The organism is Roseateles sp. P5_E11 (assembly GCF_054049355.1).
Map to the genome: position 1 here is coordinate 1 of NZ_JBFUMO010000040.1, position 21,899 is coordinate 21,899.

Below are 21,899 nucleotides of genomic sequence, written 5' to 3' on the forward strand. Positions count from 1 at the left end.
GAAATAGCTCGTCATAACTCGGGGGTCAGGCACCGCGCAGGCGGCGGTAGAGGTCACGGAAACGCGCCAGGCGGGGGGCCAGGCGGGCATGGCGTTGGGGATCGGGAGAGAAGAGGGCAGTCACGGTGATTGGGTGCAGCTGAGATCGATACCGAGATACATCAGTGACCTTCTAAGAGACCGTGACGGCACTGCCGCCGTTTGCCGACGGCAGGGCGGGGTGCGTCAGGCGGTAGCGAACCAGTGCAGCCGCGCCAATGGCAACGGCATTCAGGCCAAACCGGGAGGTGCGGACCGTCGGACTGGCGGAACTGCCGAAAGTGTTGTGAGCGTCCAGTACATCCAGCGCCGGCTGCAGGAATGGCGCGCCCAGTTCGGTGACGGAGCCGCCAAGGACGATGCAGCCCGGGTCATAGGCGGTCGCCAGATTCAGCAGCAGCATGCCCAGATGGTGGCCAGCGGAGGTGACCGCTTTCAGTGTTTCGCGATCCTTTGCGGCAAGGTGTTCGCGCACCTCGCCGAGCGAGCGTCGAACGGCGGTGCCGGCGCTGCCGCGCTGGACGGCCCGTGTCGCGATCATGGCTTCAGCGCAACCGCGCCGCCCGCAGGAACACAGAGGTCCATTGAACTGCAGGACCATATGACCTACCTCCTCTGCGTATCCCCGGCTTCCAGTCAGCAGACGACCTCCCACGATGACACCAGCGGCGAGGCCTTGGTTGATGGAGACATACAAGAGCGGGTCCGAGTCAGGGGTGGGGTTGAACTCCAGTTCTCCCAGCGCGGCCGTGTCGGCTTCGTTCTGCACAAACAGCGGGGCATCGGCGAGCGAGGTGCCGCGAAGCTTCTCACTCAATAGTGCGGCGATGGGCACGTCACGCCAGCCCAGATGGGGGGCGAAGTTCACGATGCCTTGCGCTTCGTCGATGCTACCCGGCAGCCCGATGCCGATGCCGAGGACTTGCTGGCCAGGGCGGACCTGCCTGTGCAAGTCCCGTAGCGCGCTTGCGAGACTGGCCACGCAGGCCTCGGCGGTCGGACTGGCCCCGTAGCGAGCGGTCACGCAACCTTGAATCTCGCCCGCCAGCGAAGTGGCGACAGTGCGCACGGACTCAATGCCAACCTCTGCGCCAATAAGCAGCAGAGGTGTGAGATCGGTCTTCAGCAGCTGTTGGCTCCCCGTCGCTTCGGCCAGCACGTGTTTGTCTCCTCCGTTTGCTTGGTCGGACCGGGCTTTATTTTCTATCAAATGCGGTCAGACCAAATATTAATTTGAGCGACGCACAAAGTAAAGCAAAAAAGCAATCGTTGGTTGCTTCATGCTGACCGAGCGCCAGTGCGGCCTTCACGGTCGGTCGTGGGCGCCGACGACAGTGTCGCGGCACGTGGCACGGCCAGCCGCAGGGTGGGCCATCAGGCCATCACGGCGCAGGTCAGCGAGGGGGCGTTGCGCGAATGGGGGCTGGACGTGGGTGGCCAGCGCCCGGCGCTGAAAAAGTCGTCAATCCAACGCCGGGGTGGCTCAACCCAAGTCGAGCACCAGGCGACTGCTGCGCGCCCGTGAGCAGCAAGGCGTGAACTGGTCGTTTGCGGCCTGCTCCTCGGGCGTGAGGTACAGGTCGCGATGCTCGGGTTCCCCGCCAATCACCCGCGTCAGGCAGGTGCCGCAGACGCCTTGCTCGCAGGAGGTCAGCAGGGGTGCGCCCGCGGCGATGAGGGCCTGGGCGGCGGTCTGATGGGCGCCAACAAGGATCACGCGGCCGCTGCGCGCAAGTTCGATTTCGAATGGGCCGTCCTGACCGGTCGAGGCCGCCGGCGCGCCCGCGAAGAACTCATGGTGGACCCGACCCTCTGGCCAGCCGTGGCGTTTCGCGGCRTCGGCTACCGCATCGATCAGCCGCTTGGGGCCACAGACGTAGACGTGGGTGTCGGCATCGCGAGTAGCCAGCAGTGCTTGCACGTCGAGGCGGTCGCCAGCCACGTGAAAACGCGCAGCGCCAGCCCAGGCGCTCGCCTCGATCTCCGCTCGAAAGGCCATGCGCTCGGCGCTGCTCGCCGCGTAGTGGAGTTCGAAGTCCGCGCCATCAGCCGCGAGCTGGCGAGCCATCGCCAGGATGGGCGTGATGCCGATGCCGCCGGCGATCAGCAGGCTGCGGCGGGCTTGCGCGGCCAGCGGGAAGTGGTTCTTCGGTGCGCTGATCTGCAGCGTCTGCCCCGGGCTCAACACCTCGTGCACCGCTCGCGAACCGCCGCGCGATTGAGCGTCGAGCAGCACGCCCAGCACATAGCGGTCGGCCTCTGTGGGGTCGTTGCTGATCGAGTACTGACGAACGATGCCGCCGGGCAGGTGGACGTCGAGGTGGGCGCCGGCCGTGAAGGCGGGCAGGGCGCCACCATCGGCAGCCACGAGGGTGAGGGCGCAGACGTTCTGCGCGACCGCGGTCTTGGCCTCGATGCGGACCGTGATCATGCCTGCGCCGCCAGCACTCGTTCGATGACCTTGCGTGACTGCACACCGCCGCCGTCGATGTTGAGCATCAGCAGCTGGCGCTGTGGCCAGGCGAGCAGGTTGAGCTGCTGGCGTTCCAGCATCTCCTGGTCCTCCGCAAAGATCTTGCCCTGGCCCTCGCGGATCTGGGCCGTCAGCGCCTCGTCCTGCGGCTTGAACTTGCGCGCCATGCCCCAGAAGTAGTGGATGGAGGTGTCGGTCTCGGGGGTGATGAAGTCCACCACCCAGCTCGCTGCCTTTACTGCGTCGGGTGCCTCATAGCCGCCCTGGCCGGCCAGCGCTACGCCTACCTCGATCATGATGTGGCTGGGCGGCGTGAAGTGGCAGATCTGCCAGCGGTCCACCGGCTGGTCGTCGGGCAGGCCGTTCATGCGCAGGGCCATCTTCCAGAACGGCGGCGCCTCGATGCCTTGCATGTGGCGCTCGGTGATGACGTGGTCGCCGTCGACGCGGGTCGTGCAGGGGATCTCGTCGATCTCCTTCTGGCCGATGCTGTTGGCGTGCACATAGGTCTCGTGCGTCAGGTCCATCAGGTTGTCGACCATCAGCTTGTAGCCGCAGGCTATTGTGTACAGCCCGCCGCCGTAGCCGAAGGCCGGGTTGCCCAGCCATTCGAAGGCGGGCAGCTTGGCCACGTCGGCCTGGGCGGCGTCGCCGGGCCAGACCCAGATGAAGCCGTGCGCCTCGTGCACGGGGAAGCTGCGGATGGCGGGGAAGCCACGCACGCGCTGGCAGGGCATGGCGACGGTCTTGCCGTCGCCGCCCATGGCCAGGCCGTGGTAGCCGCAGACGAGGGTGTCGCYGTGCACGCTGCCCAGCGACAGCGGCGCGCCGCGGTGGGGGCAGAAGTCCTCCACCGCGCTGACGTTACCGGCGCTGTTGCGGAAGAAGGCCATCGCGTGGTTGCAGACCTTGCGGCCCAGCGGCTTGTCGGTGCCGACCTCGTCGCTGCGGGCGGCGACGTACCAGGTGTTGGTGATGAACATGAGGAGTCCTTCAGCGCGGCGCCATGCGCAGGGCGCCGTCGAGGCGGATGACTTCGCCGTTCAGGTGCCCGTTGCTGGCGATGTGCAGGGCCAGCGCAGCGAACTCCTCGGGCAGCCCGAGGCGCTTGGGGAAGGGGATGGAGGCGGCGAGCGACTGCTGCACTTCTTCCGGCAGCTCCTTCATCAGCGGCGTGGCGAACAGGCCCGGCGCGATGGTGCAGACGCGCACGCCGAACTGCGCCAGGTCGCGTGCCAGCGGCAGCGTCATGCCGACGATGCCGCCCTTGGAGGCCGAGTAGGCCTCCTGGCCGACCTGGCCGTCGAAGGCCGCGACCGAGGCGGTGTTGACGATGACACCGCGCTCACCGTCAGCCAACGGGGCTAACGCAACGATGCGGCTGACAGCCAGGCGCGTCACGTTGTAGGTGCCGATGAGGTTGATGCGCACGACGCGCTCGAAGTCCTCCAGCGGCGCGGGCGAGCCGTCGCGCTGCACGATGCGTTTGGCGCTGCCGATGCCGGCGATGTTCATCAGGATGCGGGCCGGGCCGAAGGCAGCGGCGGCGGCATCCAGCGCGGCGGTGACGGATGCCGCGTCGGTGATGTCGCAGCGCAGCGCCAGCGCGCGGTCGGCGCCGATGTCGGCGGCCACGCGCTGGGCGCCGGCTTCGTTGATGTCGAGCAGGGCGACGCGGGCGCCTTGGGCCGCGAGGGCGCGTGCCACGGCTTCGCCGAGGCCGGAGCCGGCGCCGGTGACGAGGGCGGTTTGTCCAGAGATGTTCATGGTGTTCAGCGGTGCGGGGTGATGACGTCGGGGTGGCCCACGGGGGCCTCGTGCAGCAGTTCGACCAGGGCCGCGCGGCGGCTCAGCACGGCGCGCTGGTTGATCGAGCCCTTGTCGGTGATCTCGCCACCGTCGATGGACGGCGGCTCGGCCAACAGCAGCAGCCGGGCCGGGCGGGTGGCACTACCGGTGCCTTGCACCCAGAGCTGGTTGGCCAGCGCCTCGAAGAAGGCACGCACGGTCGAGTGGTTCAGCACGTCTGCGGTGGCGGCGGTGTCGGGCAGTTCAGCCAGGCGGCGGGCTTCGTTCACGCGCGGCACGATCAGCAGGCCGATCTCGTCGCGCCCGATGCCGGTGACGACGGCGTCGTGCACGCAGGGGAAGCCCAAGGCGATGACGCGGGCGCGCAGCGGGCCGACGCTGACGAAGGTGCCGGTGGAGAGCTTGAAGTCCTCGGCGATGCGGCCGTCGAACATCAGACCCTGCGTGGGGTCGGTGGGGTCGCAGGGCCGGGCGGCGTCGCCGGTGCAGTAGTAGCCCTCATCGTCGAAGGCTTCCTGCGTCAGCTCGGGCTCGCGCCAATAGCCGGGCATGACATTGGGGCCGCGAAAGCGCACCTCGGCCTTGTCGCCCGTGGGGACGAGCTTCACGTCGACACCGGGCACGGGCCAGCCGATGAAGCCGGCGCGGGCCTCCTCAGGGATGGCGAAGGTGCATGTGGGTGCGGTCTCGGTCATGCCCAGGCCCGCCGCGATGCGGATGCGCTCGCCGATGGCGGCTTCGGCCAGCTGGTTGAAGGCGTCCAGCGTCTTCGGCGACAGTCCCGCGCCGCCGCACTCGACCAACTGCAGCCGGCTGAAGAAGTGGTCGCGCAGCGCGGTGTCGGCCTGCAGCGCGGAGATGAGTTCGTCAAAGCCCTTGGGCACGTTGAAGAAGATCGTCGGCGCCACCTCGCGCAGGTTGCGCAGCGTGGCCTCGAAGCGGCCCGGCACGGGCCGGCCCTCGTCGATGTAGAGGCTGCCGCCGTTGTAGAGCACCAGCCCCAGGTTGTGGTTGCCGCCGAAGGTGTGGTTCCACGGCAGCCAGTCCAGCACCACGGGCGGCTGCTCGGCCAGGAAGGGCATGGCCTGCAGCGTCATCTGCTGGTTGGCGCACCACATGCGCTGGGTCATGACCACGCCCTTGGGCGCCTTGGTCGAGCCCGAGGTGAACATCAGCTTGGCGATGGTGTCGGGGCCGATCTGCGCGTGGGCGGCGTCGAGCGTGGGGCCGGGTGGCGTGTCGAGCAGGTCGGCAAAGCGCTCGGTGGCCCGGCCTTCGAGCCGGCCCTCGCCGAGGATGACGCGGGTGTCCGCCGTGACCGTGGCCTCGATTGCGCGGGCATAGCCCGCGTCCGCCGCGTAGACCGCGCCCGGCGTGGCCTTGGCGAGGATGTGGCGCAGGCGGCCGTGGTCGGTCGAGACCAGCGAATAGGCCGGCGAGATGCTGACGCTGGGGATGCCGGCCCACATGGCGCCCAGCATCAGGCTGAGGTGCTCCAGGTCGTTGTCGGACAGGATGACCAGGGGTTTTTCGACGCCCAGGCCACGGTCCAGCAAGGCCTGGCCGAGGGAGCGTGCCCGCTCGACCATCTCGGCGTAGCTGATGCAGCGCCAGCCGCCGTTCGCCTCGCGTTGCGCTGCCAGCAGCCGGTCCGGCGCCACCTGTGCCCAGTGCAACAGACGCTCGCCCATATGTCCCGGGTAGGCCGCCAGCGGCTCGGTTGAGCGCAGCACGAAGCCGCCGTCGGCGCGGTGCTCGACGCTGGCGTTGTCCAGGCAGCCACCGATGGCGACCGGGCGGTAGCGCGGCTTCATGACTTGACGACCTTGGGCGTGCGCTTCTGCAGGAAGTCCTGCAGCCGCTGCTTGGCCACGTCGTCGCCCTGGGCGATGGCCGCCATCAGCGACTCCATGAAGAGGCCGTCGGCCTGCGACAGGTCGGCAATGCGCGGCAGGGCCTGGGTCACGGCGAAGTTGGACAGCGGCGCGTTCTGCGCGATGCGGCCGGCCAGCTCGATGGCCTTGGCCACGGCCTCGCCGGCCGGCACGACGTACTGCACCAGGCCGCGCCGTTCGCCTTCGTTCGCGTCCAGCACGCGGCCCGTCAGCATCATGTCGCTCATGCAGGCCACGCCGGCCAGGCGCGGGATGCGGGCCGAGCCGCCACCGCCGACGAAGATGCCGCGCTGGCCTTCCGGCAGGCCGAAGTAGGCGGTCTCGTCGGCCACGCGGATGTGCGCGGCGGCCGCCAGCTCCAGCCCGCCGCCCACCACGGCGCCATGCACCGCAGCGACGACCGGCGCGCGGCAGAACTGGATGGCATCCATGACGACATGCCAGCCGCGCGAATGCAGCACGCCCTCGGCGACGCTGCGCTCGGCGAGGTCCGACAGGTCCAGGCCGGCGCAGAAGTGGCTGCCCTCGCCGCTGATGACCAGGGCCTTGGTCGACGCCGGCAGGTTGAGCAGGGCGGTGTGCAGCTGGCGCATCAGCTCCTCGTTGATGGCATTGCGCTTGGCCGGGCGGTTCAGGCACAGGTGCGTGACGGCGCCGGCATGCTCGATGCGCAGCAGGTCGAGCTGGGCCAGCAGGCCGCTGGCGGGGAGGAAGTCGGTGGCGGCGTTCATGCGTGGGTCTGCTTGGAGAGAGCGGCGGCCAGGCCGCCCCAGTGTGCTTGGAAGAGGCCGGCGTCCATGGTCTTCACGTCGCGCATCAGCGGGCGGAATTCCATGTGGGCCAGCACATCGCGCTCGAGGTCGATGCCGGGTGCGATCTCGGTCAGCTCCAGGCCTTCAGGGCGCAGCGCGAACACGGCGCGCTCGGTGACGAACAGCACCTCCTGGCCACGCCGTGCGGCATCGCGGCCGTTGAAGGTGATCTGCTCGACCTGCTCGACGAACTTGCGCGCGCGGCCCTCCTGGCGGATGTGCAGCTGGCCATCGGCCACGGCGAGGTCCACGCCGCCAGCGGTGAAGCTGCCGCAGAACACGAGGCGAGGCGTGGAGGCCGTGATGTTGATGAAGCCACCACAGCCCACGGGCCGGCCGTTGAACTTGCTGACGTTGACGTTGCCGTGGCGGTCGGTCTGGGCCAGGCCGAGGAAGCTGCAGTCCAGCCCGCCGCCGTCGTAGAAGTCGAACTGCGACCCCTGCTCGATGATGGACTCGGGGTTGTAGGCCATGCCGAAGTCGCCGCCCTGGGCCGGCACGCCGCCGTTGACGCCGCACTCCACGCTGAGGTTGAGCAGGTCGGACACGCCCTCCTCGGCGGCCACCGACGGGACGCCGGCCGGGATGCCGATGCCCAGGTTGGTGACGGCACCCGGCTGCAGCTCCATGGCGGCACGGCGGGCGATGACCTTGCGCTCGTCCAGCGGCATGGCCGGCATGCTGCCCAGCGGCACGCGCACATCGCCGCTGAAGGCCGGGTTGAAGGCCGTCGTGATGGTCTGCAGATGGTTCTCGGGCTTGGCGACGACGACGTAGTCCACCACCAGGCCCGGCACCTTGACGCTCTTGGGATGCAGGCTGCCGGCGGCCACCACGGCCTCGACCTGGGCGATGACGATGCCGCCGCAGGCTCGCGCGGCTTGGGCGATGGACAGCTGCTCCAGCAGCACGCCTTCCTTGTCCATGCTGAGGTTGCCGCGCTCGTCGGCATACGTCGCGCGAATGAAGGCGACGTCGATGCGCGGCGAGGGGTGGAAGAGCCACTCCTCGCCCTCGAACTCGACCAGGCGCACGAGGTCTTCGCGCGCGGCGGCGTTGAGCTTGCCGCCTTCCAGGCGCGGGTCGACGAAGGTGCCCAGGCCGACCTTGGTCAGCAGGCCCGGCGAGCGGCTGGCGATGTGGCGCGTGAGGCTGGACAGCGACCCCTGCGGGAAGTTGTAGGCCTCGACCTCGCCGGCATGCACCATGGCCATCATGGCCTTGCCGGTCTGCCCGAAGTGCCCGGCGACGACGCGCTTGACCATGCCCGCGTGGGCCAGGTGGGCCATGCCGCCACCGCCGGCGTTGCCGATGGCACCGCAGGCCCAGGTGGTGAGCTGGCGCGGGTGGCCGGTGGCGAGGAAGTGGCGCTCGAGCCCCTGCAACGCCTCTTCGGCCAGGCCCATCATGGCCAGGCCGCCGAGGAAGAGGGTGGCGCCGTCTTTGACGAGGGGGCCGACCTGGTCGGCAGTGATGATCTTCATGCTTGTGTGTTCTCGATGAGCAAGGCCATGCCCTGGCCGCCGCCGACGCAGGCGGAGACGATGGCGTAGCTGCCGCCGCGGCGCTGCAGCTCGCGGGCCGCGGTGAGGGTGAGGCGCACGCCGGTGGCGGCGAGCGGGTGGCCGAGGGCGATGGAGCCGCCGTTGACGTTGAGCCGGTCCAGGTCCAGGCCGAGCTCCTTCACGCAGGCCAGGGTCTGGGCGCCCTGGGCCTCGTTGATCTCGAAGAGGTCGATGTCCGACAGCTTCAGCTCGCAGCGCTTCAACAGAGCGCGGATGGCCGGCGCCGGGCCGATGCCCATGATCTCGGGCGGCACGCCCGCCGCTGCCGCGCCGCGCAGCCGGGCGATAGGCTTCAGCCCGCGGTCGCGCACCTGCGCGCCCGAGGCGACGACGACAGCCGCGGCGCCGTCGACCAGGGCTGCCGAGTTGCCAGCCGTCTGCACGCCGCCTTCGTAGACCGTGCGCAAGGCCGCCAGCGCTTCGGGCGACGAGGGGCGGGGATGGGTGTCACGGTCCGCCGCGGCCACCTTGCGTGGCAGCTTGATGCCGCGCGCTTCGTAGCCTGCCAGCTCGAAACGCTCGCTCGTCACCGGCGCGATCTCACCCGCTAGGAAGCCGTCGGCCTGGGCACGCAGTGCGCGCTCGAAGGAGGCGGCGGCATAGGCGTCGACCTCGGCGCGGGTGATGCCGTATTTCTGCGCCAGGTTCTCGGCGGTCTGGATCATCGAGACCTTGGCCGCGGGGTCGTCGAGCGCCTCCCAGAGGAAGTCCTTGAAGTCGACCGGCGCGCCGAGCTTGAAGCCACTGCGGTGTGTGTAGGCGCAGATGGGGTTGCGCGACATCGACTCCGCACCCACCACCAGCGCGAGGCTGGCGTAGCCGAGAGTGATCTGGTCGGCCGCCTGGCGAATGATCTCGAAGCCGCTGCCGCAGATGCGTTGCACGAGGATGGCCGGCASCTCGATGGGCACGCCGGCATAAAGGCCGACGTGGCGCGGCAGCATGTAGGCGTCGAACGAGGCCTGCGCCATGGAGGCGGTGACGACCGAGTCGACCGCGCTGCCCGGCACGCCCGTACGCTCCAGCGCGGCGCGGGCCGCCTTGATGCCGAGGTCGATGGGCGAGACCTCGGCGAGTGCGCCGCAGTAGTCGACCCAGGGGGTGCGTGCGCCACCGAGCAGCCAGTGGTCGTCGAATCGGGCGGAGAAGTCGGGCATGCATCCAGCTGGCGGAAGCCAGCCCCAAGGCTGTTGATGATTAATAGTATTAACTAAATAATCGACTCTGCCTCTAGGGTTTGCACGAATTCCTGAGCGTCACGATTCAACGAGATCTGCACAGATATTGCGTCTGTATGCTCCTTTTGGTTCGAGGTGAGCGCTTCATGGCGCCGGCGTTATGGTGAGGAAATTGTTTTTAAAAACAACTGTTTGACGACTGATGTGCGCTTCAAGCACCCGCTGACGACCGACGCTGCCCAATCGTCTTGAACCCCCACATCGCCATCAAGCCGCACGCCAGCAGCGCCCAGCTCGATGTCTCGGGCACCGCCGAGATGCTGTCGGCAACGATGATCCAGTTGTCGAACGAGGCCTGATTGATCGCGGTGCTGCCGAATTCCTGGATCAGGAACAGCTCGAACTGCGCCGGCTTGGCGAACGCGCTGTCCGACTGCGTGTGCAGCGTGACGAAGCCGCTGCCGGTATCCACTTCGTCGAAGACCGTCGTGCCGACACGTCGGATTCGCAAGATCGCGTCGGTCGCATTGAGGGACGTGATGCCCGACGTCTGGCTGTGGCCTGCAACGATATTGGCGTTGATGCCGCTTTGCCGGACGAAAAAGACATCTGCGGTGCCGGTCACTTCCGGGCTGCTGCCGAAGATGGCATTGAGCCCGGCCTCCGCGGACCCCAGGCCGACCCGGTTCGCGGTGACGGTGACCGAGAAGTCGCCTTCCACGAAGAACCGGGTGCTCAGCGCGATCACCCCGTTCGGCGTTTCCGCCGCCTGGGTCATGAATGCCTTGCCACCCGAAAGCGAAAGGCTGAACCCCGGCGCCGTCGCGAAAGTGGACAACTGGGAGTTCGGCAACCCCGAGTCGAAGTTCTCGCTGAAGCTCATGCTGCTGGCATGGCCGGGAAAAAGAACGGCGGCCAGCGAGCAGGCGATGGCGGCGGCCTTGCGAGGGCAGATGGCAAGGAGGGTGAAAAGGGGCTTCATGAGTGGCTCCAGGCGGTGACAAGCACCATGCTAGGTAGCAGCCGTCTCTGAAGCGTCTCAGCGCGACTTAGTCAGGAACCGCCGCCGCCCGCTGCAGGCGGTAGGCCAGTTGCGCCCGCGTGATGCCCAACCGCCGCGCGGCGGCGGCGAGGTTGCCGTTCTCGGCCTCGGTGGCTTCCTGCAATAGCTGGCGTTCGATGGCGTCCAGCTCGACGTGGCCGGCCCCGCCGGTCTGCAGCGCTTCGCCGAGCAGGTCGAGCAGGCGCGGCGGCGGCGCGGCCGCCTTTTGCAGCGTGCCATGGGCGCCGATGGTCAGCAGGGCTTCATCGCTGAGCTGTTCGCGGCGGAACATGTGGGCCACGTCGATGGCTTGGTCGTCCTCGGCCGAGATGACGCCGCGCTCCACCAGGTTCTGCAGCTCGCGGATGTTGCCCGGGAAGGCGTAGTGCAGCATGGCCCGCACGGCGCGTGGCGTGAAGCCGGTCGGGTGGCGACCGTGGCGTTGCGCTTCGCGACGCAGGAAATGCGTCATCAGCAGCGGGATGTCGTCGCGCCGCTCGCGCAGCGGCGGCAGGTGGATGGGGTAGACGTTCAGGCGGTAGAAAAGATCCTCGCGGAAGCGCCCGGCGCGCACCTCGGCCTGCAGGTCCACGTTGGTTGCGGCGACGACGCGCACGTCCAGTTGCAACGTGCGCGTGCCACCCACCCGTTCGACCTCGCCCTCCTGCAGCGCGCGCAAAAGCTTCCCCTGGCTGACCAGGCTGAGCGTGGCGATCTCGTCGAGGAACAGCGTGCCGCCGTCCGCCCGCTCGAAGCGCCCCGGGCGTGACTGGCTGGCGCCGGTGAACGCGCCGCGCTCGACGCCGAAGAGCTCGCTCTCGATCAGCGTCTCGGGAATGGCGGCGCAGTTCACGGCCACGAAGGGCTGGGCGGCGCGCGCGCTGATGCGGTGCAGCCGGTGCGCGAAGGCCTCCTTGCCGACACCCGACTCGCCGGTGAACAGCACCGTGGCGCGCGTGCCGGCCACGCGGGCCAGTTGATGGCAGGCGGACGTGAAGGCCGACGACGCGCCGACGATGTCGTGGCGCTCGGCGCTGGGCCGTTCATCCGAGCCTGCGGGAGTGGCGGCCGCCGGCGCCTCGGCGGGCGCGGACTCGGCGGCGTTCAGGCGATGGAATTCCTTGGCTTCGAGATAGCGCAGGTCTTCGCTGATGTCACCCCAGGCCGCAGCGTGGCGGCCGATCACGCGGCAGGCGCTGGCGCCCATCGAACGGCACTCGATCTCGCGAAAGATCACGAGCTGGCCGAACAGGCTGGTCACGTAGCCGGTGGCATAGCCCACCTGCGACCAGCAGGCGGCCTCGGTGCCGACACCGTAGGCGCTGATGTGCTCATCGTCTTCGCTGGAGTGCTCCCACAGGAACTCGCCCTCGTAGGTGCCGCGGTGGATGTCGAAGTCGAAGGCGAGCGGCGTCACCTTGACCACGCCTTCGAGTGCATGCAGCCGCGTGCCGGCCATGAAGACGTTGGCCGCGTCGGCATTGGGCCAGCGCTCGCGCACGAGCTGGGCATCGCGCGCGCCGGACACATAGCCGGCCCGCGTCAGCAGGCCGCGCGCTCGCTCCATGCCGAGGGTGTCGATCAGCTCGCGGCGCAGGTGACCGACGGAGGAGCTGTGCAGCAACAGCATGCGCTGGTCGTTCAGCCAGATGCGGCCATCGCCGGGCGAGAAGAACAGCGACTCGGTCAGGTCGCCCATCGTCGGCGCCTGGTCCTCGACGAAGTGCTTGCTGTCGCCCCGCTTCAGCATGGTGCCGGTCTGGCGGGCCACTTCGGCCAGGGAGATGCGAGGTAGCTTGGTCATGAGGTGATGAATTGAGCAGGTCGGCGGCTTGTCACTCCCTCGAATTGTTTTCATTTGATAAATATCAATGTCAGGGGATAACCCGCGTTTGGTGCATCTTTTCCGGGGCCAGGGAAAGTCCCGAGGGAGGTCGATGTTTTCACTCTGAAAACGATCTGTCGTGGCGCAGTGGTGCACCTCGGTGGCGCGGCGCGCTGGCACGGCGTGGCACACGCGTTGCACTGCAAGTGGGCAAGCGAGCACCGAGTTCGCGCTTTTCGCAACCCACCTCAGCAGCCCCGCCATGACCCCTCAGCCCCTACTCGACCCCACGCTGTGGCGTGAACACCTGTACAGCAGCGGCTGGCGCGCCGCGTCCCAGGCCGCCGACCTGATCGAGCCCGCGACGGGCGCCGTGCTGGCCCGCACCGGCCGCGCCGTGGCCGCCGACGTGCCGCCCGCTGCCAGCGCGGCCACCACCGCCCAGGCCGCCTGGGTTGCCATGCCGCCGCGCGAGCGCGCCGCCGTGTTCCTGCGTGCCGCCCAGCTGTTCCAGCAGCACTTCGACGAGCTGGCGCTCTTCGTCACCCGCGAGAGCGGCGCCATCCTGCCCAAGGGCCAGCACGAGCTGCGCGAGGCCATCGCCTTCTGCCAGATCGCCGCCGCCATGCCGCTGCAGTCGCAGGGCCAGGTCTTGCCCAGCACGCCGGGCCGCATGTCCATCGCCCGGCGCGTGCCGCTGGGTGTCGTGGGCGTCATCTCGCCGTTCAACTTCCCGCTCATCCTGACGCTGCGCGTCGTCGCCCCGGCGCTGGCCGCAGGCAACGCCGTCATCATCAAGCCCGATCCGCGCACGCCGGTCAGCGGCGGTTTCATGATCGCCCAGGTCTTCGAGGCCGCCGGCCTGCCCGCCGGCCTGCTGCACGTGCTGCCCGGCGGTGCCGATGTGGGCGAGGCGCTCGTCACCGACCCGGCCGTTGCGATGATCTCCTTCACCGGCTCGGCCGGCGTGGGTCGGCGCATCGGCGAGCTGGCGGGCCGGCACCTGAAGAAGGTCTCGCTCGAACTCGGCGGCAGCAATGCCCTCGTCGTGCTCGACGACGCCGACCTCGACCTCGCCGCCAGCAACATCGCCTGGGGCGCCTGGCTGCACCAAGGCCAGATCTGCATGGCCAGCAACCGCGTGCTGGTGCACGAATCCATCGCGCCGGCCATCACCGAGCGCCTCGTCGCCAAGGCCCAGCACCTGCCGGTGGGCGACGGCGCGACCGGCCAGGTTGCCCTTGGGCCGCTGATCGACGAGCGCCAGCGCGACCGCGTGCATGCCGCCGTGCAGGCCAGCGTCAAGGCCGGCGCCCAGCTGCTGGCCGGTGGCAGCTACGACCGCCTCTTCTACAAGCCCACGGTGCTGGCCGGCGTGAAGCCCGGCATGCCGGCCTTCGACGACGAGACCTTCGGCCCGGTCGTCAATCTCGTCACCTTCAAGACCGACGAGGAGGCCGTGGCGCTGGCCAACACCGGCCATGGCGGCCTGGCGGCGGGCGTGATCTCCAAGTCCGTGGGTCGCGCCCTGGCGGTGGGCAACCAGCTGCGCGCCGGCATGGTCCACATCAACGACCAGACCGTCAACGACGACGCGGTCAACCCCTTCGGCGGCCCCGGCATCGCCGGCAACGGCAACTCGCACGGCGGCCCCGGCGATTGGGAGCAGTTCAGCACCTGGCAGTGGCTCACGGTGAAAGACACGCCTCCTCAATTCCCGTTCTGACGCGACAACAAACCCTCAGGAGACAAGCCATGAACTTCCAAGGCAAGACCATCGTCATCACCGGTGCCAGCTCCGGCATTGGCGCCGAGACCGCGCGCTTCCTGCGCCTGAAGGGCGCCCGCGTCATCGGCGTGGACCGCAACGAGCCGCTGCTGACGCTGGACGGCTTCATCAAGGCCGACCTGTCCGAGCAGGCCGCCATCGACGCCGCCTTCAAGCTGCTGCCCGAGCGCTTCGACGCGCTGTGCAACATCGCCGGCGTGCCCGGCACCGCGCCGGTGGACCTGGTGGCCCGCGTCAACTACCTCGGCCTGCGCCACCTCTGTACCCGCGCGATGGAGCGCCTGTCCCAGGGCGGCGCCATCGTCAACATCGCCTCCATCCTGGGCGCAGAGTGGCCGGCGCGCCTCGACATCCACAAGGCCCTGGCCGAGACGCCGAACTTCGAGGCAGGCCTGGCCTTCCTCGCGAAGAAGCCAGTGCCGCAGGAGACCTGCTACCAGTACTTCAAGGAAGCGCTGATCGTCTGGACCCTGACCCAGTCGCAGAAATGGTTCCTGGGCAGCGGCGTGCGCATGAACTGCGTCGCGCCCGGCCCGGTGCTGACGCCCATCCTCGGCGACTTCGTGCAGATGCTCGGCGAGGAGCGCGTGCAGAAGGACTCGCACCGCATCAAGCGCCCCGCGCTGGCCGACGAGGTCGCGCCGGTGGTGGCCTTCCTGTGCGCCGACGAGTCGCGCTGGGTCAGCGGCGTCAACCTGCCGGTGGATGGCGGTCTGGCCTCCACCTACTACTGACCCTCCCGCGCACCGAGGAGACACACATGCAACACCCCCCGCACGACACGGGCTACGAGCGCAAGACGCTCGTGCTGATGGGACTGGGCTTCGGCCTGGTCGGGCTGGACCGCTGGATCATCGCGCCGCTGTTCCCTCACATCATGAAAGACCTGGGGCTGGACTACCAGCAACTGGGCACCCTGATCGGCGTCCTCAGCCTCACCTGGGGGGCCTGGGCCATCCTGATGGGGCGGCTGTCGGACAGCATCGGTCGCAAGAAGATCCTGGTGACGACGATGGTGGCGTTCTCGCTGCTGTCGGGCCTGTCGGGCCTGGCCAGCGGTTTCGCCAGCCTGATGTTGATCCGTGCCGTCATGGGCGTGGCCGAAGGCGCGTTCACGCCGGCCAGCATCGCCGCCACGGGCGAGGCCTCGCTGCCCGCGCGGCGCGGGCTGAACCAGGGGCTGCAACTGAGCATGTTCTCGCTGCTCGGCCTGGGCTTCGCGCCCATCATCGCCACGCAGCTGCTGCAGGTGCTGCCGTCATGGCACTGGGTGTTCATGGTGTCGGCGCTGCCGGGGTTGGTCGTTGCGGTGTTGATCGCGCGCACCTTGCGCGGCGATGCGCCGCCGGCACGCGCACCCGGGGCCGCCGCCGCCCCGGCGCCGCGTTGGAGCACGCTGCTGCGCTCGCGCAATGTCTTGCTGGCCACGCTGGCCGTGCTGTGCGCCATGGCCGGCATCTTCGTCATCAGCGCGATGGTGCCGATCTACCTGGAGCATGTGCTCAAGCTCAGCACGCAGGAGATGGGCTACGTGGTGTCGGCCATCGGCTTCGGCGGCTTTGTCGGGTCCTTCGGCCTGTCGGCCCTGTCGGATCGCATCGGCCGCAAGCCCGTTGCGATCAGTGCCTTCATCGGCTCGGCCGTGCTGCTGTATGCCTTCGGGCAGACCGGCGCCAACCCGCAGATGCTGTTCACCCTGCTGTTCGGCCTGTCGGTGTGCGCCTTGGGCTTGCTCGGCCTGATCTCGGGGCCAATTGCCACCGAGGCGGCCCCCGCTGGGCTCATCGCTTCGTCGGTCGGCTTCGTGTCGGGCGCGGGCGAGATCTTCGGCGGCGGGCTGGCACCCGTCCTGGCGGGCTATGTGGCCCAGCACCACGGCCTGCCCGCCACGCTGCACGTTGCCCTCGCGGGCTTCGTCTGCGGGGCCATCGCGTCGCTGTTCCTGCTGGAAACCGCGCCGTGTCGCCAGCAGCGCAGCGGCCTGCCCGTGGAGGGCGGGCTGACCTCGACCTCACTCTGATTTCCCGCACGGGCCGGTGAGCCCGAGATTTCTACAAAACCGGAGACAACATGACAAGACATACCCGCCATGCGCTGGCGGTAGCGGCAGCGCTCGCCCTGCCCACCGCTTCCCACGCCTTTGACATCGAGTTGCCCAGCAGCGACTACAAGCTGCGCCTGGACTTGACGCCCAAGTACAGCACCGCCGTGCGGCTGAAGAACCCGTCCGACGCGCTGACGCGGCTGGACGTGGCCAAGGACCCCGGCACCGTCAATGAGGACGACGGCGACCACAACTTCAAGCGCGGCCAGATCTCCAACCGTTTCGACCTGCTGGCCGAGATCGACCTCGCCGGCCCCGGCTGGGGTGCCCGAGTGAGCGGCAACGCCTGGCGCGACTCGGTCTATCTGCGCCAGAACAGCTATGCCGGCACCGCGCTGTATGCCGGCGGCAACGCCCTCGGCCCGACGATCCCGACCTCCAACACCTTCACGGGCCAAGCCTCCAACGACTTCCTGCCCGACACCCGCCGCCAGCATGGCCAAAGCGGCGAGTTCCTCGACGCCTTCGTCTACCTCAAGGGCGAGGTCGGCGGCATGAAGAGCACCGTGCGCATCGGCCGCCACACGCTGCAATGGGGCGAGAGCCTGTTCTTCGGCCAGAACGGCATTGCCAACGCGCAAGGGCCGGTCGACGTCGCCAAGATCGTGTCCGTGCCCGGCTGGCAGTTCAAGGAAGTGCTGCTGCCGGTCGAGCAGATCTCGGGTTCGTTGCAGATCGCTGAAGGCGTTTCGCTGGGTGCCTATTACCAGCTGAAGTGGCGGCCGAGCAAGATCCCGGGCGTCGGCAGCTTCTTCTCCAACCAGGACTACGTCGGCACCGGCACCGTCAACTTCGGCCTGACGCCGCAGGGCGCGCCCATCCTGCTGAGCTACGACAAGAGCAAGGACCTCAAGCCACGCAACTCGGGGCAGGGCGGCGTGCAGCTGCGCCTCAGCCCGACGGGTGGCGACTACGAGTTCGGCCTCTACGCGGCGCAGTACCACGACAAGACGCCGGCCGTGCCGGTGTTCGACTTCGTCAACGGCAACGTGCACCTGGCCTATGGCGACGACATCAAGACGGTCGGCGCCAGCGTCACGTCGTCGGTGGGTCAGCTCAACTGGGCCGTCGAAGGCTCGGTGCGCTGGAACGCGCCGCTGAACAGCGACCCCGCCGTGCTGGGCCTGGGCCCCGTGCTGGCCTGCGGCGGCAGCGCCAACCCCTGCTTCGCCGTCGGCCGCACGGCCCACCTGCAGGCTTCGGGCATTTACGTGCTGCAACCCGGCGCGCTGTGGCAGGGCGGTGCCCTGGTGGCCGAGCTGGCCTACAACCACCGGCTCAGCATCACCAAGGACATCTTTGCGACGCCGACCGGCGCCAGCATGGGCATTGGCGGCCTGGACCCGAACACCACCAAGGGCGCCTTCGCCTTCCGCATGCTGTTCGAGCCGCAGTACTTCCAGGTGCTGCCGGGGCTGGACCTGTCCGTGCCCATCGGCCTGGGCTACAACTTTGGCGGGCGCTCCTCGTCCATCGCCAACTTCGCCGGCGGCGCGGCCAGCGCGGGCGACTACAGCATCGGCGTCAAGGGCAAGTACCAGAACGACTGGAACTTCGCGCTGACCTACAGCGACTTCTTCGGCACCGCCAAGACCTTCACCGAGACCCTGGTGGCCGGCAGCGGCTCGCCGCGCCAGCTCACGTTCGGCCAGTCGCTGCGCGACCGCGCCAACCTGAGCTTCACCGTCTCGCGCACCTTCTGAAGCCCCACGGAGACCTTCACATGAATCGCATCCAATTCAAGGCCACGCTGCTGGCCACCGCCCTGCTGCTGGCAGGCCCGGCCCTCGCCGCCGTGTCGGCCGAAGAAGCCGCCAAGCTCAAGACCACGCTGACCCCGTTGGGCGCCGAGCGCGCCGCCAACAAGGACGGCACGATCCCCACGTGGGACGGCGGCCTGACCAAGGCGCCCGCCGGCTTCAAGCCCGGGGATGCAAGACCCGACCCCTTTGTCGCCGAGAAGCCGCTGTACAGCATCAACGCCAAAAACATGGCGCAGTACGACGCCAAGCTGAGCGATGGCGTCAAGGCGCTGATGAAGAAGTACCCCGACTTCCGCATCGACGTCTACCCCAGCCACCGCACGGCCGCCGCGCCGCAATGGGTCTACGACAACACGTTCAAGAACGCCACGCGCGCCAAGCTCGTCGACAACGGCCAGGGCACCGAAGGCGCCTATGGCGGCACGCCCTTCCCCATCCCCAAGGACGGCTATGAGGTGTTCCAGAACCACCGCCTTGCGTGGGTCGGCACCTACGCGCAGGCGCCGGTGCGAGTCTGGGTCGTGACGGCCGACGGCAAGCGCGCGATGGCATCCGGCGGCACGCAGAGCTTTCGCCGGCAGTTCTACGACCCCGAGGGCAGCCTGGAGAAGTTCGACGGCTATGCGGGCCTCGGCAAGTTCGTCGTCAGCGAGCCGGGCTCCAAGGCGGGCGAGGCCATCCTGGCGCACGACAACCTCAACGCCGGCAACCCGCGCGGCCTGTGGCAATACCTGGTGGGCCAGCGCCGCGTGCGCAAGGCGCCGTCGGTGGCCTACGACACGCCCGACTCGGTGACCTCGGGCATCGGCCTGTTCGACGAAGCCTTCATGCTCTTCGGCCCCAGCGACAAGCACAACCTCAAGCTGGTCGGCAAGCGCGAGCTCTTCATCCCCTACAACAACAACCGCGCGGCGTCTGCCAAGGTGGCGGACCTCGTCACGCCCAACACGCTGAACCCCAGTGTCGTGCGCTGGGAGCTGCACCGTGTCTGGGAGGTCGAGGCCACGCTGGCCGAGGGCAAGCGCCACGTCGTGCCCAAGCGCAAGTACTACATCGACGAGGACAGCTGGCAGATCATCCTGTTCGACGGCTGGGATGCCAAGGGCGAGCTCTGGCGCACCAACTACACGCTGACCCTGCTGGCGCCGGACATCCCGGCCGTCATCGGCAGCATGTTCTGGGGCGGCTACGACCTGCAGACCGGCGCCTACTACCTGAACATGGCCAGCAACGAACTGGCCAGCCAGTACAAGATCGTCGCACCGCTGCCGCGCAGCTTCTTCAGCCCCGAAGAGCTCGCCAACGAAGGGGCCAGGTAATGCGCAGGCTGGCGTTCCTCGCGCTGGCCTGTGCGGTGTCCGCCCAGGCTGCCGCACCGGCGCCGGCCGCGTTGGCTGAACCGGCACTCATCAGCCCGAAGGCGCTTGGCGCGGCGACGCTGGCCGTGGCCCGCGCGGGTGAGCGGCTCGTCGCAGCCGGTGAACGCGGCACGGTGCTGTGGTCCGACGACGGCGGCAAGGCCTGGCAGCAGGCTGCGGTGCCGGTGCGCTCGGGCCTCACGGCGCTGCGCTTCGTCGATGCCAACAACGGCTGGGCCGCCGGGCATCTCGGCGTCATCCTCAAGACGGGCGATGGCGGCAAGACCTGGCACAAGCAGCTGGACGGCCTGCAGGCCGCGCAGGCCCTGTTGGCTGCAGCCACCGACGACGCCGGCCGCCGCGCCGCGCAGCGCGTGGTGGAGGAGGGCGCCGACAAGCCCTGGTTCGACCTTGAGGCCATAGACGCGCGCCAGGCCATCGCCGTCGGCGCCTACGGCCTGGCCATGGTCACGCGCGACGGCGGCGCCAGCTGGCAGCCGCTGCCCACGCGCGCCGCCAACCCGCGCGGCCTGCACCTCTACGGCGTTCGCGTTGTCGACGGGCAATGGTTCATCGCCGGCGAGCAGGGCCTGCTGCTGCGCTCCAGCGACGGCGGCGCCACGTTCACGGCCCTGGCCTCGCCCTACAAGGGCAGCTTCTTCGGCCTGCTGGCCTCGCACTCGGGCGCGCTGCTGGCTTATGGCCTGCGCGGCAGCGTCTACCGCTCCGGTGATGCGGGCGCCAACTGGGACAAGGTCGAGCTCGGCACGCCGCTGAGCCTGCAGGCCGGCATCGAACGGCGCGGCGGGCTGACGCTGCTGACCCAGACCGGCGAGCTCTTCACCAGCACCGACGACGGCCGCACGTTCACGCGCCAGCCGCCTCCTGCCGGACCCTTGCCCGCCGCCGGCCTGGCCGCCGCACCCGACGGCGCCTGGGTCATCGCCAGCCTGCGCGGCACCCGCCGCGCGTCACCCACTCCCTGACCTCGACGATGCACGCCGCCACCGACACGCTGGGCACCCAACCCGTGGTGACCCAGCTCGACGACTTCGACACCCGCTCCGGCTCCTGGGCCGAGCGGCTGCTCTTCAACCACCGGCCCTGGGTCATGCTGCTGTGTCTGCTGGCCACGCTGTGGCTGGGCCAGCAGGCCTTCAAGCTGACGCTCAACGCCAGCTTCGAGAAGACCATCCCGACGTCGCACCCCTACATCGCCAACTACCTGGCGCACAAGGCCGACCTGGGCGGCCAGGGCAATGCGCTGCGCATCGTCGTCGAGGCCAGGAAGGGCACGATCTACGACAAGCACTACCTGGAGGTGCTGCAAAAGATCAGCGACGAGATCTACCTGATGCCCGGCGTGGACCGGCCCTTCATGAAGTCGCTGTGGACGGCCAACACCCGTTGGGTCGCCGTGACCGAGGACGGGCTGGATGGCAACACCGTCATGGGCGACAGCTACGACGGCTCGCCCGCCGCGCTGGCCGAGGTGCGCGCCAACGTCGAGCGCTCCGGCGAGATCGGCCAGATCGTCGCCGGTGACGCCAAGTCCAGCATCGTCTTCGTGCCGCTGCTGGACGTGAACCCCAAGACCGGCCAGGCGCTGGACTATGGTGAGCTGGGCCGCCAGGTCGAGGCGCTGCGCGCCAAGTACGACAGCGACGCCGTCGCGCTGCACGTGACCGGCTTCGCCAAGGTCATGGGCGACCTCATCGAGGGCTTGCAGCAGGTGCTGGTGTTCTTCGCCGTGGCCCTGGTCATCTGCGCCGGCGTGCTGTGGGGCTACACGCGCTGCGTGCGCAGCACCGCGCTCGTCGTCGCCTGCTCGCTCGTCGCCGTGGTCTGGCAGTTCGGCCTGCTGGCCTTGCTCGGTTACGCGCTGGACCCGTACTCCGTGCTCGTGCCCTTCCTCGTCTTCGCCATCGGCATGAGCCATGGCGCGCAGAAGATGAACGGCATCATGCAGGACGTGGGCCGCGGCACGCATCGCGTGGTGGCCGCGCGCTACACCTTCCGCCGCCTCTTCGTCGCCGGCCTCACCGCGCTGCTGTGCGACGCCGTCGGCTTTGCCGTGCTGGCCTTGATCAAGATCCAGGCCATCCAGGACCTGGCGCTCGTCGCCAGCATCGGCGTGGCGGTGCTGATTTTCACCAACCTCGTGCTGCTGCCCATCCTGCTGTCTTACGTGGGCGTGAGCCCGGCGGCGGCCAAGCGCAGCCTGCGTGACGACCCCGAGTTCAACCC

Annotated in this window: 17 protein-coding genes; 7 read left to right on the forward strand and 10 right to left on the reverse strand. The window is 68.8% G+C overall.

The annotated features are described in order from the left end of the window. Positions 1 to 172: 172 nt before the first annotated feature. The 10 genes from ACXJKR_RS05345 to ACXJKR_RS05390 all read right to left on the reverse strand — a co-directional run bounded on the left by ACXJKR_RS05345 (position 173) and on the right by ACXJKR_RS05390 (position 12,617). Positions 173 to 1,198, reverse strand: coding sequence for an ROK family protein (locus ACXJKR_RS05345; RefSeq protein WP_457321346.1), 1,026 nt, complete (start codon positions 1,196 to 1,198; stop codon positions 173 to 175). A gap of 324 nt (positions 1,199 to 1,522) precedes the next feature. Continuing rightward, complete coding sequence (locus ACXJKR_RS05350) at positions 1,523 to 2,470, reverse strand: PDR/VanB family oxidoreductase (RefSeq protein ID WP_457321348.1); 948 nt, start codon at positions 2,468 to 2,470, stop codon at positions 1,523 to 1,525. After that, positions 2,467 to 3,495 (reverse strand): Rieske 2Fe-2S domain-containing protein, encoded by a 1,029-nt coding sequence (locus tag ACXJKR_RS05355; protein ID WP_457321350.1) that lies wholly within the window; start codon positions 3,493 to 3,495, stop codon positions 2,467 to 2,469. The genes ACXJKR_RS05350 and ACXJKR_RS05355 overlap by 4 nt, the downstream gene beginning before the upstream one ends. A 10-nt stretch (positions 3,496 to 3,505) precedes the next feature. After that, positions 3,506 to 4,279, reverse strand: a complete 774-nt coding sequence (locus ACXJKR_RS05360) for an SDR family NAD(P)-dependent oxidoreductase (protein ID WP_457321351.1) — start codon at positions 4,277 to 4,279, stop codon at positions 3,506 to 3,508. A gap of 5 nt (positions 4,280 to 4,284) precedes the next feature. Continuing rightward, entirely contained in the window at positions 4,285 to 6,135 is a 1,851-nt protein-coding gene (locus tag ACXJKR_RS05365) for a feruloyl-CoA synthase (RefSeq protein ID WP_457321353.1), read from the reverse strand. Further along, the gene (locus ACXJKR_RS05370) at positions 6,132 to 6,947 is read right to left on the reverse strand and encodes a crotonase/enoyl-CoA hydratase family protein (protein ID WP_457321354.1); all 816 of its coding nucleotides are present in this window, start codon (positions 6,945 to 6,947) and stop codon (positions 6,132 to 6,134) included. The genes ACXJKR_RS05365 and ACXJKR_RS05370 overlap by 4 nt, the downstream gene beginning before the upstream one ends. Further along, positions 6,944 to 8,512, reverse strand: a complete 1,569-nt coding sequence (locus ACXJKR_RS05375) for an acyl CoA:acetate/3-ketoacid CoA transferase (protein WP_457321356.1) — start codon at positions 8,510 to 8,512, stop codon at positions 6,944 to 6,946. The genes ACXJKR_RS05370 and ACXJKR_RS05375 overlap by 4 nt, the downstream gene beginning before the upstream one ends. Further along, the gene (locus ACXJKR_RS05380; RefSeq protein ID WP_457321358.1) at positions 8,509 to 9,750 is read right to left on the reverse strand and encodes a thiolase family protein; all 1,242 of its coding nucleotides are present in this window, start codon (positions 9,748 to 9,750) and stop codon (positions 8,509 to 8,511) included. Before ACXJKR_RS05380 ends, ACXJKR_RS05375 begins: the two co-directional genes overlap by 4 nt. 232 nt (positions 9,751 to 9,982) lie before the next feature. Further along, positions 9,983 to 10,753 (reverse strand): hypothetical protein, encoded by a 771-nt coding sequence (locus ACXJKR_RS05385; protein ID WP_457321360.1) that lies wholly within the window; start codon positions 10,751 to 10,753, stop codon positions 9,983 to 9,985. Positions 10,754 to 10,820: 67 nt separating this feature from the next. Next, entirely contained in the window at positions 10,821 to 12,617 is a 1,797-nt protein-coding gene (locus ACXJKR_RS05390) for a sigma 54-interacting transcriptional regulator (protein ID WP_457321362.1), read from the reverse strand. 283 nt (positions 12,618 to 12,900) lie between these two features. Between ACXJKR_RS05390 and ACXJKR_RS05395 the strand changes: the two genes are divergently transcribed. The 7 genes from ACXJKR_RS05395 to ACXJKR_RS05425 form a co-directional block, all read left to right on the forward strand. Further along, positions 12,901 to 14,364 carry a benzaldehyde dehydrogenase gene (locus ACXJKR_RS05395; RefSeq protein ID WP_457321364.1) on the forward strand — a complete coding sequence of 488 codons (1,464 nt, stop codon included), beginning with the start codon at positions 12,901 to 12,903 and terminating at the stop codon, positions 14,362 to 14,364. A 29-nt stretch (positions 14,365 to 14,393) separates the two neighbouring features. Further along, positions 14,394 to 15,161 (forward strand): coniferyl-alcohol dehydrogenase, encoded by a 768-nt coding sequence (locus ACXJKR_RS05400; RefSeq protein ID WP_457321366.1) that lies wholly within the window; start codon positions 14,394 to 14,396, stop codon positions 15,159 to 15,161. A 26-nt stretch (positions 15,162 to 15,187) separates the two neighbouring features. After that, the gene (locus ACXJKR_RS05405; RefSeq protein ID WP_457321368.1) at positions 15,188 to 16,447 is read left to right on the forward strand and encodes an MFS transporter; all 1,260 of its coding nucleotides are present in this window, start codon (positions 15,188 to 15,190) and stop codon (positions 16,445 to 16,447) included. Positions 16,448 to 16,497: 50 nt separating this feature from the next. Beyond that, positions 16,498 to 18,234, forward strand: coding sequence for a DUF1302 domain-containing protein (locus ACXJKR_RS05410; RefSeq protein WP_457321369.1), 1,737 nt, complete (start codon positions 16,498 to 16,500; stop codon positions 18,232 to 18,234). Positions 18,235 to 18,254: 20 nt separating this feature from the next. Next, positions 18,255 to 19,613, forward strand: coding sequence for a DUF1329 domain-containing protein (locus ACXJKR_RS05415; RefSeq protein WP_457321371.1), 1,359 nt, complete (start codon positions 18,255 to 18,257; stop codon positions 19,611 to 19,613). After that, positions 19,613 to 20,638 (forward strand): WD40/YVTN/BNR-like repeat-containing protein, encoded by a 1,026-nt coding sequence (locus ACXJKR_RS05420; RefSeq protein WP_457321373.1) that lies wholly within the window; start codon positions 19,613 to 19,615, stop codon positions 20,636 to 20,638. Before ACXJKR_RS05415 ends, ACXJKR_RS05420 begins: the two co-directional genes overlap by 1 nt. An 8-nt stretch (positions 20,639 to 20,646) precedes the next feature. After that, positions 20,647 to 21,899: efflux RND transporter permease subunit (locus ACXJKR_RS05425; protein ID WP_457321375.1), on the forward strand; the 1,253-nt coding region annotated here is incomplete at its 3' end.

What these genes read in the sequence shown, in the direction of transcription:
- ACXJKR_RS05360 (WP_457321351.1), bottom strand. Translation starts at nt 4,279, where the DNA reads ATGAACATCTCTGGACAAACCGCCCTCGTCACCGGCGCCGGCTCCGGC.
- ACXJKR_RS05365 (WP_457321353.1), bottom strand. Translation starts at nt 6,135, where the DNA reads ATGAAGCCGCGCTACCGCCCGGTCGCCATCGGTGGCTGCCTGGACAAC.
- ACXJKR_RS05370 (WP_457321354.1), bottom strand. Translation starts at nt 6,947, where the DNA reads ATGAACGCCGCCACCGACTTCCTCCCCGCCAGCGGCCTGCTGGCCCAG.
- ACXJKR_RS05375 (WP_457321356.1), bottom strand. Translation starts at nt 8,512, where the DNA reads ATGAAGATCATCACTGCCGACCAGGTCGGCCCCCTCGTCAAAGACGGC.
- ACXJKR_RS05385 (WP_457321360.1), bottom strand. Translation starts at nt 10,753, where the DNA reads ATGAAGCCCCTTTTCACCCTCCTTGCCATCTGCCCTCGCAAGGCCGCC.
- ACXJKR_RS05390 (WP_457321362.1), bottom strand. Translation starts at nt 12,617, where the DNA reads ATGACCAAGCTACCTCGCATCTCCCTGGCCGAAGTGGCCCGCCAGACC.
- ACXJKR_RS05395 (WP_457321364.1), top strand. Translation starts at nt 12,901, where the DNA reads ATGACCCCTCAGCCCCTACTCGACCCCACGCTGTGGCGTGAACACCTG.
- ACXJKR_RS05400 (WP_457321366.1), top strand. Translation starts at nt 14,394, where the DNA reads ATGAACTTCCAAGGCAAGACCATCGTCATCACCGGTGCCAGCTCCGGC.
- ACXJKR_RS05405 (WP_457321368.1), top strand. Translation starts at nt 15,188, where the DNA reads ATGCAACACCCCCCGCACGACACGGGCTACGAGCGCAAGACGCTCGTG.
- ACXJKR_RS05410 (WP_457321369.1), top strand. Translation starts at nt 16,498, where the DNA reads ATGACAAGACATACCCGCCATGCGCTGGCGGTAGCGGCAGCGCTCGCC.
- ACXJKR_RS05415 (WP_457321371.1), top strand. Translation starts at nt 18,255, where the DNA reads ATGAATCGCATCCAATTCAAGGCCACGCTGCTGGCCACCGCCCTGCTG.
- ACXJKR_RS05420 (WP_457321373.1), top strand. Translation starts at nt 19,613, where the DNA reads ATGCGCAGGCTGGCGTTCCTCGCGCTGGCCTGTGCGGTGTCCGCCCAG.